The sequence below is a fragment of the Pontibacter rugosus genome (assembly GCF_042678745.1).
GTDB classification, from domain to species: Bacteria; Bacteroidota; Bacteroidia; order Cytophagales; family Hymenobacteraceae; genus Pontibacter; species Pontibacter rugosus.
Genome location: NZ_JBHTLD010000139.1, coordinates 1 through 13,609, shown reverse-complemented (window position 1 = coordinate 13,609; position 13,609 = coordinate 1). Strand labels below are relative to the sequence as shown.

15 protein-coding genes are annotated in these 13,609 nt (G+C 45.8%); 10 read left to right on the top strand and 5 right to left on the bottom strand.

From position 1 onward, the window contains the following. Window positions 1-27: 27 nt before the first annotated feature. The 3 genes from ACFQ2O_RS14470 to ACFQ2O_RS14460 all read left to right on the top strand — a co-directional run bounded on the left by ACFQ2O_RS14470 (window position 28) and on the right by ACFQ2O_RS14460 (window position 2,290). On the top strand, window positions 28-336 hold the full coding sequence (locus tag ACFQ2O_RS14470) for a hypothetical protein (protein WP_377528896.1): 309 nt from the start codon (window positions 28-30) through the stop codon (window positions 334-336). Window positions 337-518: 182 nt separating this feature from the next. Further along, a complete protein-coding gene (locus ACFQ2O_RS14465; protein WP_377528892.1) occupies window positions 519-1,832 on the top strand; it encodes a hemolysin family protein in 1,314 nt (437 codons plus the stop codon). 2 nt (window positions 1,833-1,834) lie between these two features. Further along, window positions 1,835-2,290: a hemerythrin domain-containing protein gene (locus ACFQ2O_RS14460; RefSeq protein WP_377528889.1), complete on the top strand. Its 456-nt coding sequence runs from the start codon at window positions 1,835-1,837 to the stop codon at window positions 2,288-2,290. Between the two features lie 3 nt (window positions 2,291-2,293). On the opposite strand, the gene ACFQ2O_RS14455 is transcribed toward ACFQ2O_RS14460, so the two are convergent. Then, the gene (locus ACFQ2O_RS14455; protein ID WP_377528886.1) at window positions 2,294-2,812 is read right to left on the bottom strand and encodes a gamma carbonic anhydrase family protein; all 519 of its coding nucleotides are present in this window, start codon (window positions 2,810-2,812) and stop codon (window positions 2,294-2,296) included. Between the two features lie 64 nt (window positions 2,813-2,876). Then, window positions 2,877-3,866 carry a radical SAM protein gene (locus ACFQ2O_RS14450; RefSeq protein WP_377528883.1) on the bottom strand — a complete coding sequence of 330 codons (990 nt, stop codon included), beginning with the start codon at window positions 3,864-3,866 and terminating at the stop codon, window positions 2,877-2,879. 105 nt (window positions 3,867-3,971) lie between these two features. On the opposite strand from ACFQ2O_RS14450, the gene ACFQ2O_RS14445 reads away from it, so the two are divergent. Continuing rightward, window positions 3,972-4,355 carry a RidA family protein gene (locus tag ACFQ2O_RS14445; protein WP_377528880.1) on the top strand — a complete coding sequence of 128 codons (384 nt, stop codon included), beginning with the start codon at window positions 3,972-3,974 and terminating at the stop codon, window positions 4,353-4,355. A 373-nt stretch (window positions 4,356-4,728) separates the two neighbouring features. Continuing rightward, on the top strand, window positions 4,729-5,211 hold the full coding sequence (locus ACFQ2O_RS14440; RefSeq protein ID WP_377528877.1) for a porin family protein: 483 nt from the start codon (window positions 4,729-4,731) through the stop codon (window positions 5,209-5,211). 303 nt (window positions 5,212-5,514) lie between these two features. Here ACFQ2O_RS14440 and ACFQ2O_RS14435 read toward each other — a convergent pair whose 3' ends face one another. Further along, the gene (locus ACFQ2O_RS14435) at window positions 5,515-7,041 is read right to left on the bottom strand and encodes an AbgT family transporter (protein WP_377528874.1); all 1,527 of its coding nucleotides are present in this window, start codon (window positions 7,039-7,041) and stop codon (window positions 5,515-5,517) included. 230 nt (window positions 7,042-7,271) lie between these two features. Between ACFQ2O_RS14435 and ACFQ2O_RS14430 the strand changes: the two genes are divergently transcribed. The 3 genes from ACFQ2O_RS14430 (at window position 7,272) to ACFQ2O_RS14420 (ending at window position 9,952) form a co-directional block, all read left to right on the top strand. Further along, on the top strand, window positions 7,272-8,165 hold the full coding sequence (locus ACFQ2O_RS14430) for a S66 peptidase family protein (RefSeq protein ID WP_377528870.1): 894 nt from the start codon (window positions 7,272-7,274) through the stop codon (window positions 8,163-8,165). A gap of 93 nt (window positions 8,166-8,258) precedes the next feature. Next, window positions 8,259-8,651 carry a hypothetical protein gene (locus ACFQ2O_RS14425; protein ID WP_377528868.1) on the top strand — a complete coding sequence of 131 codons (393 nt, stop codon included), beginning with the start codon at window positions 8,259-8,261 and terminating at the stop codon, window positions 8,649-8,651. 248 nt (window positions 8,652-8,899) lie between these two features. Then, on the top strand, window positions 8,900-9,952 hold the full coding sequence (locus ACFQ2O_RS14420; protein ID WP_377528864.1) for an ABC transporter ATP-binding protein: 1,053 nt from the start codon (window positions 8,900-8,902) through the stop codon (window positions 9,950-9,952). Between the two features lie 12 nt (window positions 9,953-9,964). Here the strand turns inward: ACFQ2O_RS14420 and ACFQ2O_RS14415 are convergent, their stop codons facing one another. Further along, window positions 9,965-10,672 (bottom strand): endonuclease III domain-containing protein, encoded by a 708-nt coding sequence (locus tag ACFQ2O_RS14415; protein WP_377528860.1) that lies wholly within the window; start codon window positions 10,670-10,672, stop codon window positions 9,965-9,967. A 211-nt stretch (window positions 10,673-10,883) separates the two neighbouring features. Here ACFQ2O_RS14415 and ACFQ2O_RS14410 point away from each other — a divergent pair, with 211 nt between their 5' ends. Together ACFQ2O_RS14410 and ACFQ2O_RS14405 are read left to right on the top strand one after the other, a co-directional pair. After that, window positions 10,884-11,576 (top strand): MBL fold metallo-hydrolase, encoded by a 693-nt coding sequence (locus ACFQ2O_RS14410; RefSeq protein WP_377528858.1) that lies wholly within the window; start codon window positions 10,884-10,886, stop codon window positions 11,574-11,576. Between the two features lie 395 nt (window positions 11,577-11,971). After that, entirely contained in the window at window positions 11,972-12,601 is a 630-nt protein-coding gene (locus ACFQ2O_RS14405; protein ID WP_377528855.1) for a DUF2238 domain-containing protein, read from the top strand. A 267-nt stretch (window positions 12,602-12,868) separates the two neighbouring features. On the opposite strand, the gene ACFQ2O_RS14400 is transcribed toward ACFQ2O_RS14405, so the two are convergent. Then, window positions 12,869-13,549 carry an OmpA family protein gene (locus tag ACFQ2O_RS14400; protein ID WP_377528851.1) on the bottom strand — a complete coding sequence of 227 codons (681 nt, stop codon included), beginning with the start codon at window positions 13,547-13,549 and terminating at the stop codon, window positions 12,869-12,871. Window positions 13,550-13,609 lie beyond the last annotated feature (60 nt).

Sequence of the window (13,609 nt, the reverse complement as noted above, 5' to 3'; positions counted from 1 at the left end):
ATAAAAGTATTAATATGATAATTAGATATGAAAAAGAGCTTAAACATTCAACCAGAACAAACGCTACGTACCGAGTGCGGCAGAAGCATTGATCATGTGTTTAGAGCCATCAAATTGATGCGGGATGAGAAGCATAATTTTCATATTATTTACAGGACCTTTGATGATGAGTACATTTACTCTTTCTGCAATCCTTTTCTAGAAACCGATACAATCACGTATAATATCATATCCGAGGCAGAGGCTAAAAGTATCTTTTTGGCAAAGTTGTCGGAAGATAACGCTCGAGAGCTATTTGAGGTACCGTCAGCTGCCGCTACGCAACTATCCTTATAGGTATTAACCATATCACTTTAAAAGGTACTCATGTAGTACCTTTTTTTGTTTGAGGCCCTAATCAGGCAGACAGACTCTGTTTACAAAGTATATAATATGGATAACATATACATGTGTAGCTTGCGTACGTATTTTAGTTAATTTTACAGCTTGGCTGATACACGCAGCTCGAAAAATAAACTATGATCCTAGACGTACTCCTGACAATATTCCTCGTTCTGCTAAACGGTTTTTTTGTGGCGGCAGAGTTTGCCATCGTAAAAGTACGCGCTTCGCAGATTGAGCTGAAGGCGCAGACAGGCAACGCAATGGCAAAGCTGGCGCATAACATGCTCACCCACCTGGATGCTTACCTCTCGGCTACACAACTTGGAATAACACTTGCCTCGTTGGGCTTGGGTTGGATAGGCGAAAGCGTAGTTTCACAGATCGTGATCAACATAATGGAGTTCTTTGGCTTTGTTGGCGGAGATGAATTAGCACATCGCATTGCCTTGCCTATATCTTTTGCCATCATTACAGTGTTGCACATTGTGTTTGGCGAACTGGCTCCTAAATCACTTGCCATACAGCGCTCTGAGGCTACCACACTGGCCACTGCTTTTCCGCTGCGTTTCTTTTACATCTTGTTCAGCCCGTTTATATGGATGCTAAATGGCCTTGCTAACCTGGTGCTGCGTGGCTTTGGTATCCAGGCCATGCATGGTGCCGAGGTGCACAGCGCTGATGAGCTTCGCCTGCTTTTTGAGCAAAGCGTAGAAGGCGGCGCTATACAGGACGAACATCACGAACTGATGGAAAATGTGTTTCAGTTTAATGAGCGTATGGTAAAGCAGATACTGGTGCCACGTACCAAAGTAACGGCTATCGATGTCCACATATCGGAGCAGGAACTGATGGAGACTATATTCAATGAAGGATACTCGCGCCTGCCTGTATACGACGGCAACATCGACAATATTGTGGGTATCCTGTATGTAAAGGATATCCTCAGCATAATGCGCCTGGGTGAGCCTATTGTGATCGACAAACTGATGCGCCCGGCTTACTTTGTTCCTGAAACGAAGAAAATCAACCTCCTGCTTAAGCAGTTCCAGCGCCGCCACCTGCATTTGGCAGTGGCTACCGATGAATTTGGCGGGGTGTCGGGCATCGTAACTATAGAGGATATTATTGAAGAGCTAGTGGGAGAGATTCAAGATGAGTATGACGAAGAGGCGCCGCTGGTAGAGCGCATCAGCGACTTTGAATATAAGGTGAATGGCTCTGCCTCTGTGCCGGATGCCAACGATTTTCTGCCCTACGCTTTACCGGAAGGAGAAGATTACGAAACGGTGGGCGGCTTGATGAACGTACTGTACGGACAGATACCTGAGAACCTGAACGAAGTGGCTACTTTTGGCAATTACGATGTGCGCGTGCTGGAGAAATCAGACCGTCGTGTGGAGTGGGTGTTGCTAACCGTACGCGAAGAAGCCCGCGAAGAGATCAGCTAACCATGAAGCGACACCCGAGCCTTGTTCCGATATCCAGACAGCATCACGGTGGTCTGCTGACAGCGAGGCTGCTGCAACACGGCGCACCACCTTACAAAGGCATGCCCACCACACCTGCTGCAAAACGGGTTTATATAATTAACTACCTCAAAGAGCACCTGCTGGCGCACTTTGAGCTGGAAGAGCAGACCGTTTTTATACTTGCAGCCCATACTTCAGAAGAACTAAAGCAGCAGGCAGCGGCACTCCAGGCAGCGCATCATCTGTTACAGCAACTTATACTTGCACTACCACAGGCAGAAGAAAATGACCTGCCAGACAGGTTGCATGAAATAGGCCAGCTACTGGAGCAGCACATCCGGCAGGAAGAGCGTGTGTTTTTTGAGAAGCTACAGCAGGAACTGCCAGAAGAAAAGCTACAGCTGCTGCATAGGCAGGTTACGCAGCAGCTGCCATAGACTTTATTTTTCCTCAGTAAACCAACCGCTGTACATCTTGTAGTTGTTGGCTACTTTCTCCAGCCCTGCCACCTGTTCTTCGCTCAGCTGCTTTACCTTTTTAGCAGGAATACCGGCATAAATCCATCCTGACTCGCAGATTGTGTTCTCCAGCACGATAGCTCCAGCTGCTACAATGCAATTCTTCTGCACCACCGCATTATCCATTACAATAGAGCCCATTCCTATCAGCACATTATCCTGCACGGTGCAGCCATGCACAATGGCATTGTGCCCAATAGACACATTGCTGCCGATAGTGGTGGCAGCTTTCTCGTAAGTACAATGGATCACGGCTCCATCCTGTATGTTGGTTTTATCACCAATGCGGATGCTGTTCACATCTCCGCGAATCACAGCATTGAACCACACAGAGCAATCGCGGCCCATGGTTACATCACCTACAATCGTAGCGTTTTCGGCAATCCAACAGGACTCGCCTAACTGTGGCGCCACACCTTTTACCGGAAGTATAACTGGCATATTTCTAATTTTGAATGACTGAGTTTTGAATGATTGATTAAAAGCTGATGGGTCAAAAACAAAGCTAGTTGTTAAATGGGAGCATTCTTTTCCAGGTACCTTTCAGGTAGTTATACTTGATAGTGCTGGGCAGAGACTTCCAGAAATACTTGTTTAGCTCTACGGCAAAGCTGGGCTGCATATAGCAGTTTATCGTGCAGCCTTCACAAGCTGGCAGCCTGCCTTCAAGCCGCTTTAACTCCTCTACCTCCTGGCTTAGGTATAGCTCGTGCAACTTACCCTGTATAGGAAAACTTTTGGTTCCAAGGTGGTAGCAGGGTAAAACCAGCTCATTTTCGGGCGATATAACCAAGGTGGTGCTGGCGGCTTTGCAAACGGGCTTTTCTATCCGGTTACCTCCGTCACGGCGCAGCTGCACGAAACCTTCGTTCAGGTATACTTGCTTGCGCTTTCCAAAGTCGCTTAGGAAGGTTAGCTCCTCTTCTGTCAGTTGCTCGCCAGTGGCCACATCGTTGTACTCAAAGGCCGGATTAAGTATAAGCACCAGTTTATTCGGAAGTATGATGTTTTGATATAGCTCCTCTAACTGATGCAGGTTGTGCCGAAAAACGGTGAACAGTATATCGGGCCGCTCCCCCAGCTCCCGCGCCACTTTTATCGACTCCATCACAAAATCGAAACAAGCTACCCCACGTCCTGTGTCGTGCTCCTCCCGGTTTGGGGAGTCGAGTGAAAAGTGCAGCATATCTACTTTTCCTTTCAGCCGCTCTGCCAGTTTGGGGTACAGCATACCATTGGTGGTAAGCGTGGTGATAAAACCCATGTCGTGGGCCATACCCAGCATCTGGTCTATCTGCCGGTGCAACAGCGGCTCGCCGCCTGTAAAGTCTATCACCTCCACCCCCAGTCGCTTCAGGTCGCGCAGGTTCTGTTCTACATCCTGCAGGGTGATGTAAGGCGAAGGCCGCTCCCAAATATCGCAGAACGAGCACTTTGCATTACAGCGATAAGTAACGTAGTAATTACAAAGTACAGGTTTGGTTCTGAGGCGCATGGTACAGAAATGATGAATTCAAAATTATGAATTATGAATGGGAAATAAATGAAATGTTTTTCCCATTATTGGACTAAGGAAGTATACGAAACTAAAGCATCAACTATGGAAAGAAAAAATATTTCTTCAGGTGTAGTTTGGGAAGACATTGTTGGCTACAGCCGTGCAGTACGCGTTGGTAACATAGTAGAAGTAGCCGGCACCACCGCCACCAACAGTAGCGGAGAGGTTATAGGCAAGGCAAACCCCTATGAGCAGACCCTGTTTATACTTCAGAAGATAGAGCAGGCACTAGTGCAAGCCGGTGCTGCCCTACATCACGTAGTACGCACACGCATCTATGTAACAGACATTAACCAGTGGCAAGAAGTAGGCCGTGCGCACGGAGAAGTGTTTGGTGCCATAAAACCAGCTTCTACAATGGTGCAGGTGCAGGCACTCATAAATCCCGAACTTCTGGTAGAAATAGAAGCCACTGCCATACTTTAGCAGTACTACTTTTGTTCCCGCTCACCTTCTTATTCTACCAAAAACCGCAGGTGCTGTGTTACTGAAAATCAGAAGCAAGAAAAAGCCTGTTCGTCTATATAAAATGACTTATAAGGCCCGAAAATACACATTCCGCAGAATTTAACTTTCCGGTATTATTTTTGTGGCTACATTTGCGTCATCTACTCTAAGGGATATTTTGTTTAAGGTGAGATGTAAATAATTATCCCTGATATTACTACTACCGAATAGAAGATAGAAAAGAAGCCGTGCCTTAAGTGCGGCTTCTTTTTTTTATGTACTAACGTATAAGCTATCACGGATTTGACGTTAGCAGCTTACAGCAGCACCCCATTCAACTTTTGAGAAAACTATGAAGAAGGTTCTTTTTACTTTAGCAACTGTGCTGATTATCAATATGGCAGCACAGGCACAAATATTTCAGGCAGGAGTTAAAGGAGGGCTTAGTTCCTCTAACGTGTCTTTGAAAGAGTTGCGGAACGATCCGCTTCAGTATACTGAGGCCGACAACTTAACAGGTTACCATGTAGGTGCTTTTGCCCGCCTAAATATATTGAATGTAGTATTGCAGCCCGAGTTTATACTTGCTTCCTCAGGAGGTAAAGTAGAGGTTACCGATAATGCCAACAGCACCAATGTGTATGTAGAGAAGTTTCGCTTTAACCGCATGGATGTGCCGCTGCTGATAGGCTACAATTTTTTCAAGGTGGCACGAGTGCAGGCAGGCCCTGTTGCCTCTACCCTTATTACGGCGAAGCAGGAAGGCAGCAATATCAAGGATCGTTTTGCCAACTCCGACTGGGGCTACCAGGCTGGTGTGGGTGTAGATATGTAGATATAGGTAACCTGACGCTTGATTTCCGCTATGAAAATATCAACCGCAAGTATACCAACACAAATCAGCAAAGCGGAGGGAAAATTAGGAACGAACAGTTTATTGCCAGCCTGGGCTTTAAGCTGATAAAGTAAATTCACTTTCCTTCATCCGGGCATGAGCAATACATTTGCTCCATGTATGCTCAGTGTTCTAAAACAGAAAGGCCGCAGGTAAAGTACCTGCGGCCTTTCTGTTTTAGCCTGATTCAACTTCGCTTGCAAAGTATAAAGTTGAATCAGGTTCTTAGATCAATTGGTAACTTTATGGCATATACATCTCTGCACCCGGCCCAATTGGCAGACCTAGCAGAATCCAGATCACGAGCAGTATAATCCAGCCGATCAGGAAGACAAACGTGTACGGCAGCATTGTAGAGATAACCGTACCGATACCTGCATTTTTGTCGTAGCGCTGGATAAAGGCTACAATCAAGGCAAAGTAAGACATCATAGGGGAAATAATATTTGTCACGCTATCACCTATACGATAGGCTACCTGCGTAAACTCCGGTGTATAGCCCAGCAGCATAAACATAGGTATAAACACGGGTGCCATGATGGCCCACTTGGCTGAAGCAGAACCCATCACTAAGTTTAGCATCGCAGCTACAAGTATAAAGGTAATCATCAGCGGGATATCACTCAACCCCATTGTTTTTAGCACATCAGCCCCGTTGATGGCAAGTATAAGCCCGAGGTTGGTCCAGTTAAAGTAAGCCACAAACTGAGCTGCAAAAAATACCAGTACAATATAAGAGCCCAGCGTTTCCATCGATTTGGCCATGCCGCGCATTACATCGCTGTCGTTTTTAATGGTTTTGGCCCCGATACCATAAGCTATACCCGCTATACCAGCCAGCAAAAAGATAAAAGCCACAATGCCTGACATAAAGGGCGAGTGCAGGATTTCGTTTGTCTCAGGATCGCGGAGGTAACCGTTTTCCGGGATAAGGCCGCCCAGTATAAAGGCAACCATCAGCAGAATGGCAATGGTTGCGTATAGTATACCACGTTTTTCCTGTGGGTTCAGGCGGTCTATACTTTGAGGTTTTTCTTCGCCCTCATACTCTCCTAACCTAGGTATTACTACTTTTTCAGTGACCCAGGTGCCTAAGCCTGCAATCAGAAAAGTAGATACAACCATAAAATAGTAGTTGGCTGCCGGATTAACCGCATAAGCCGGATCAATAATTCTGGCTGCCTCTGTAGATAAACCCGCCAACAGCGGATCTACAGTACCCAGGAGCAGGTTGGCGCTATACCCACCCGATACACCGGCAAAAGCTGCTGCCAGACCAGCCAATGGGTGGCGGCCTGCTGCCAGAAAAATAACTGCTGCCAACGGCACCAGCAGCACATAACCAACCTCAGAGGCCGTATTAGAGATAACACCCGCAAAAACGATAACAAATGTAAGCAGGCGCTTCGGCGACGACAGTACCACCAGGCGCAAAACGGCTCCTATCAAACCTGTACCTTCGGCTATACCGATACCCAGCAACGATACCAGCACAGTACCCAAAGGCGCAAAACCGGTGAAGTTGGTAACCATCCGGGTCAGGATCATGTGCAGCCCTTCGGTGGAGAGTAGGTTGAAAGGCGTAATGGTTTCGCCAGTGCCCGGGTGCGTTACGGCCATATCAAACTGACTGGCTATCCAGGACAGGATGACCACCAGCAAGGCAAAACCGGCAAATAAAGTGGCAGGGTGTGGCAGGGCATTTCCGATGCGCTCCACCACCGACAAAAACTTGTCTATGCCGGACTTCTTTTTGTGTACTTCTGTCATAAAAGGCTATAGGTTGAGTTAATTCGGGCAATGTGAGACAAGCTATCAAGCAAGGGGAAAGTATAAATCCAATCCGGACGCAGCTATGAGCTGCTTCTACTTCAGTTCCTTTATATGATCCTGTGACTCAGGTTTCTTTAAAATATGTCCGAAATTGGCTAAAAAAAGGCATGTTCGCAAGTCTAGCTCAAAAGCTATATCTTAGCCCATAGCTTATAACAAGTATAAATATGATCCCAGCACTTTGCCCCGGCGATAAAATCGCCATTCTGTCCACTGCGCGTAAAATAACCGAACCAGAAATAGCAGTAGCTATCCAGGCGTTTGAAAATTGGGGACTGAAAGTAGTGCTGGGGCAAACTATAGGTGCCAGCTATAACCAGTTTGCCGGCAACGATGCCCTGCGCCTGCAAGACCTGCAGCAGATGCTGGATGATGAAAGTATAAAAGCGATAGTATGTGCCCGTGGCGGCTACGGCACCACCCGTATTATCGATCAGGTAGACTTTACCAGTTTTAAAAAGTGCCCAAAATGGCTGGTAGGCTTTAGCGATGTTACAGCACTGCACAGCCAAATCCATACTTTAGGGCTGCCAAGTATACATGCCATCATGCCAGTGTTATTTCATAAAGAGGGCACATCCGAATCAATTGAAACGCTGCGCCGGGCTTTGTTTGGGGAAGAGTTGGTTTATAGAGCAGCAGCACATCCATTTAACCGCACTGGCACTGGCAGCGGGCTTTTAGTTGGTGGCAACCTCTCTATGCTGCACACGCTTACCGGCACCCGCTCTGATATCAGCACTGAAGGCAAAATTCTGTTTTTGGAGGACCTGGATGAGTACCTCTACCACATCGACCGCATGATGGTGCACCTCGACCGGAGCGGTAAACTTGCTAACCTGGCAGGGCTTGTTATCGGCGACATGAGTGACATGAACGACAATGCCATTCCATTTGGCAAGACAGCTTACGAGATAATACTGGAGCACACCGGCAAGTATAACTACCCCGTGTGCTATGGTTTTCCGGTAGGGCATGAGCCGCTTAACCTGGCGTTGGTATGTGGCCGTGCTGCTAAGCTGGAAGTGAGCGAGGCTGAAATAAAGTTAAGCTACTGCTAAATTTAGCTTCTGATTTTACGGCAGGAGGGTTAAAGTGCCGCCTGACAAACTCTCACTCCGCTTACATAAAGATCATTCTCAGAAATCACAAGTATGGATTTTAAGCCTCCAATAGCAGAACGAGAAACCGACGAGCTAATTGAAATAGCTAGCTTCCCGGATAATTGGAACCCCTTGGCTGTTGAGCAGGCAAAGGATGAACTCTTAGCCAGGAGTATCTCCCCAGAATACCAGCGTAAGAAGTTTGCAACCCTGAAGCGTTATAAGCAAAAGAAAGTCATGGTCGCAAATAAAAGAAAGGCAAATGAAAGCTACGATTGGATTGATTTTGTATTCAATCTGCATTATGTACTTATTGAAATGCTTTGCGACTGGGACATGAAGAAGGACGGCTATATAAGAAAGCACCAGCAGCGGAAGTATACATTTACAGTTATAGTACTACTAGTTGCTATTGTATACGTTCTGCTAAAACTTGAGGCATAACTTCTGAAGAAACGGCACATATATGCTGCATCGGCATCGCTTTTCTTACATTTGTTGAGTTTCCTGCTTTGGCAGCAAACCTAACTCTAAACAGGCGCTACCACTTGAGAGTAAGTAAGCTGTAACTCTCCGATTACTTCTGATACAAATTCATCCCCTGCCATACTTTAAAGCAAGCGCTACTATCTCAGCTATTCCTGCTATTATTCTGTAAAGCCTTATGTACCTTTGCGGGAAAGTAAATGTATATGCGTAACTCTTCCTGCTCCTCTGGCCAGCCCAAGCCAGCACCAGCCATCATAGCACCCACAGGTTCTAGTTTTTTAGATGTTTCTGGCATAAGTATAGAAACTGAAAGAGGTGTAGTGTTGCACAACATTAGCTTTAAGCAGCAGGAGTTTCAAAATATAGCTATTGCAGGAGAAACAGGCTCCGGTAAAAGTACGCTGCTAAAAGTGATAGCAGGCCTCGCCCAACCTGACACAGGCCATGTCTTTTTTGAGGGTGAATTGGTAGAAGGTCCGGCAGAAAAGCTGGTGCCGGGTCACGCTGGCATTGCTTACCTGTCGCAGCATTTTGAGCTTCCAAAATCTTTGCGGGTAGAGCAGGTGCTAAAATATGCTAATACACTTGATGCAGACGAAGCTGAAACGCTGCACGAGGTATGCCGCATCAGCCATTTGCTAAAGCGCAGAACAGACCAACTTTCTGGTGGCGAAAAACAGCGGGTGGCCGTGGCAAGGCTGCTATCTACCTCGCCCAAATTGTTCCTGCTTGATGAACCCTTCTCGAACCTGGACCCTGTACATAAAAACATTCTAAAATCGGTTATCCAGGATATTGGGGAGAAGCTACAGATCACCTGCATCATGGTATCACACGACCCACTGGACTCCCTGCCTTGGGCTGATGCTATACTAGTGATAAAAGATGGAAGCTTGTTGCAGCAGGGTGCACCAGAGCAGATATACAGGCAGCCCGTTAATGAATATGCAGCGGCACTGTTTGGCAAGTATAACTTGATAAGTACAGCATTGGCCGCAAAGCTTACAGGTGCGCCTGTAAAGGCAGCAGAGGGCAAACAAGCTTTGATCCGGCCGGAGAGCCTAAAGATAGCTGCTGCTACTAAAATCAAACCTAATGCAGGAAGGGTGCAAAAGGTATCTTTCCATGGCAGTTATTACCAGATAGAAATTATGTTTCCGGAAGGTACTCTTATGGTAACGGCAGGGCGCAGTGAGGTAAAAGCAGGAGATATGCTCTCGGTTCTGCTGTCGCCTGATGAGGTGTGGTATGTTTAGCAGTAATTTATATTAGGCTGCTTTGTCAATCCCTTTTTCCCGTACGTCTTTAAAATAATTGCAGATGCCGCTGAGCACGCAGTCTTGGCATTTAGGACTGTAAAAGGTACAGATGCGCTGCCCGTGCCAGAACAGGTGCTTATGAAAGTTAAATAGTTCTACGGCATCTTTAGGCAGCATACCCAAAAGTATAGCATGGGCTTTATTTGCTGTTACCTTAGCCCCTATCAATCCTACCCGCTGGCTTACCCGGAACACATGCGTATCGACAGGTAAAACCGGTTTCTTAAAGTTAAAGAGCAGCAGCAAAGTAGCAGTTTTTAAGCCTACACCCGGTAAGCTGGTAAGCCAGTGCATAGCCTCCTCCACCGGCATATCCTTCAGAAAATCTATACTTACCTGGCCCTGTTCCTCTTTTATCCGCCGCAGCGTTTGCTGTATCTGCGGTGCTTTCTGGCCAGGGTATCGTGTGGTTTGAATAGCATCTGCCAGCTCCGCTTCATCTGCCTGTATAACGCCTTCCCAATCAACAAAACGCTCCAACATGGTATTGTATGCCTTCACTTCATCGGCATGGTTGGTGCGGTGCGAAAGCATGGTAGAGATAAGTTCATGCATTGGAGTGCGGCGGCTGTCGAGGGTTAACCACTTGTAAGACTGGTTCAGCAACTTATGCGTTAGTAACGTCTTCTCTTCTGCGGGTAGTGCGTGTGCTTCCATTAGTATATCTGTTAGAGATTATACTTTACGAACACGCTTTATTTCTGTTAAAACACCTTATACCTGCCTCAAAAGAAGCTTAGTTAATAAGCAGCTGGCCTCTAACATTAAGAAATCAATAAGCAATATTAAATTTAGACAACTATTTTATTGTTTCAACGCTATACTTCATGATTATGCTTCTTATGCTCTTTAAGGGCCTTTCATGCTTATGCAAATAAAGTTTCTAGGTACAGGCGGTGCCTTTGACACCGATTATCTCAATTCAGCAGCTATACTGGAGTTCGGGGGAATTAATCTTCTGATTGATTGCGGCTTTACCGTGTTTCAGGAGCTGGTGAAAAAGGACCTGACAAAGGAAGTTAACCATATCATACTAACTCACCTGCACAACGACCACTGCGGCAGCCTGGCTAACTTATTGCTTTACAAAAACATTATTGAGAAAGCTGAACGCCCCCTTATACTTTACCCATCTGAGCAGTTTAAGCAACAGCTGTTTCGCTTTCTGGAGATACAGTTAAAAGAGCCAGATAAATACGCCGAATTTGTACCGCTGGAGCAGTTCGAGAACATAAGCTGTGTTGATACCTTTGGCATGCACTCAGAAGGATTCCAGAGTTACGCCTATATTTTTGATAGCGACACAACCCGCATTGCCTATTCAGGGGACTTGGCTAAACCGGAAGTATTATTCGATAAGTTGGATCGTATGCCTGAAAAGAAAACCTGCGTTTTTCACGATATTACCTTCAATCCTGAGAATACAGGCCATACGTATTACAAAAAGCTGTTGCCATACATGAATGGAGTTGATATGTTTGGCTACCATTGTGATCCTACTCAAGCCCCACTTGATAACCCTATCAGACTTGTAGCCTTTCAGCAAAGCTTTTTGGCTTAAGAGCATGTTTAAAATTTATACTTTGCGCTGCAAAAGCCTGTAAAGGAACCTGGCGTCACGCTTTTCTCGCCCCATAGCGCTGCTATGAAGCTCTAAAACCGCTTTGTCAGAACATTTAGCAGCTTTACCCTTGCAAAACAAAATTTAAACAAGCTCCAAGCTAATTTTAGCATAGCCACTACCATTTCAGTTGCCTACTGTAGCACTTCTTAACGCAGCAGTTTAGTAGCAAAAGCTTTGTCCTTTTTACTGATGCTATTGCACATACTTAAAACTATAGCCTACTGGCTTGTTTCGGAGTTAAAGAAAGTTCTGTTTTCCAAAACCATCCGTATACACTCGGAGTTTTACCTGCGGTAACACCATATATACCGCCCGAGCACTAAGCTATACCCATGACTACCAAACCTGAAGACAAGCAAACATACCTCAAACAGCCGCTGCACCTTGCTTACAGTGCCCTTTTCCTTGGCTTTTGGATTTACACCGGCCTTACAACTCCCGACCGTGCCAACTGGTTAGCAGAGAATATACTAACACTGTCCGTTATAATTTTCCTGATAGCATTTTACAACATATTCCGGTTCTCAAACATAAGCTACACACTCATATTCCTGTTTTTGCTACTGCATGTATATGGCAGCCAGTTTCAGTATGCCAACAATCCATTTGGAGATTGGCTAAAGCAGGAATATGGTTTGCAGCGCAACCACTACGATCGTATAGTGCATTTCGGTTATGGTTTCCTGCTTGCCTACCCTATACACGAAGTGCTGGCTAATGGCCTTCGGGTAAGGCGCTTATACAGCTATCTGTTACCTATAGAGATTATATTATCAACAAGCGCGCTCTATGAACTAGCAGAATGGGTAGTTGCGGATTGGGTGTATGGCGGTAAACAAAAGGGCAAAGTCTTTTTAGGAATGCAAGGCGACATGTGGGATGCTCAAAAGGATTTAGGCCTTGCATTTGTTGGCGCCTTAATTACCATGTCTATAGCCTTTGTACTTAGCAAGCGAACGTAAAGCTCAGTACAACTCTTTTGATATACCTTATTGCTGTTGCCACAAGGGACTATTATGAGTGCAGGTATATTTATAAAGCCTATTACAGCAGTCTCTGTTTCATACATGAATTCTTGCTAGGCTAAGAATAACGTGCTGGCCAAGTATAGATAGGTTACTTTTGCTGCGGCAGTAGCAGCTACACAAAAGGGCATAAAAAAAACCAGCTGCGCCCCCGCGCAGCTGGTAAAATCACCAATTATCCAATCAATCTACTACTTAATATTCTTATAAATCTCCGCGCTCGGCGGCCTTCTTCATTTTCTCGTTTGCAAAGATGGCAATCTCTACACGGCGGTTTTGTCTGCGGCCAGCTTCCGTGCTGTTATCAGCAATTGGTTGGTCATCAGCATAACCTGTTGTAGTCATACGGCCACGATCTACGCCCATACCAGAAAGGTAGCTGGACACTGACTGTGCACGACGCTCAGACAAAGGTTGGTTGATAGAACGGTTACCAGTATTATCTGTGTGTCCTTCAATTAGTATGTTAGTGTCTGGGTACTTCTTCAGCGTTTCAGCTAACTGCGTAAGTTCTGTTTTAGCGCTAGCTTGTAGTTCTGCAGAATTCACTGCGTATAAGATACCTGAGTCAAACGTAATTTTAATACCCTCGCCTACACGTTCTACATTAGCGCCTTCCAGGTCACGACGAAGCTCTTCTGCCTGCTTGTCCATTCTTCTACCGATAAGAGCACCAGTAGTACCACCAACAGCAGCACCTATAATGGCACCTGCAGCAGTGTTACCAGCTATTCTGCCTACCACACCACCTACTACGGCACCAGAACCGGCACCAATTACGCCACCTTTTGTAGTTTTGTTCATTCCACCTCCAGTGCCCGCACAAGAGGAAAGCAAAACGGCTATAACAGCTATTATCGAAAGATTAATTTTAATGCTTTTCATATTTATCATGTTTAATTCACCTGAAACATATTGATCAGATTATGTGCCTTGTACTACTTA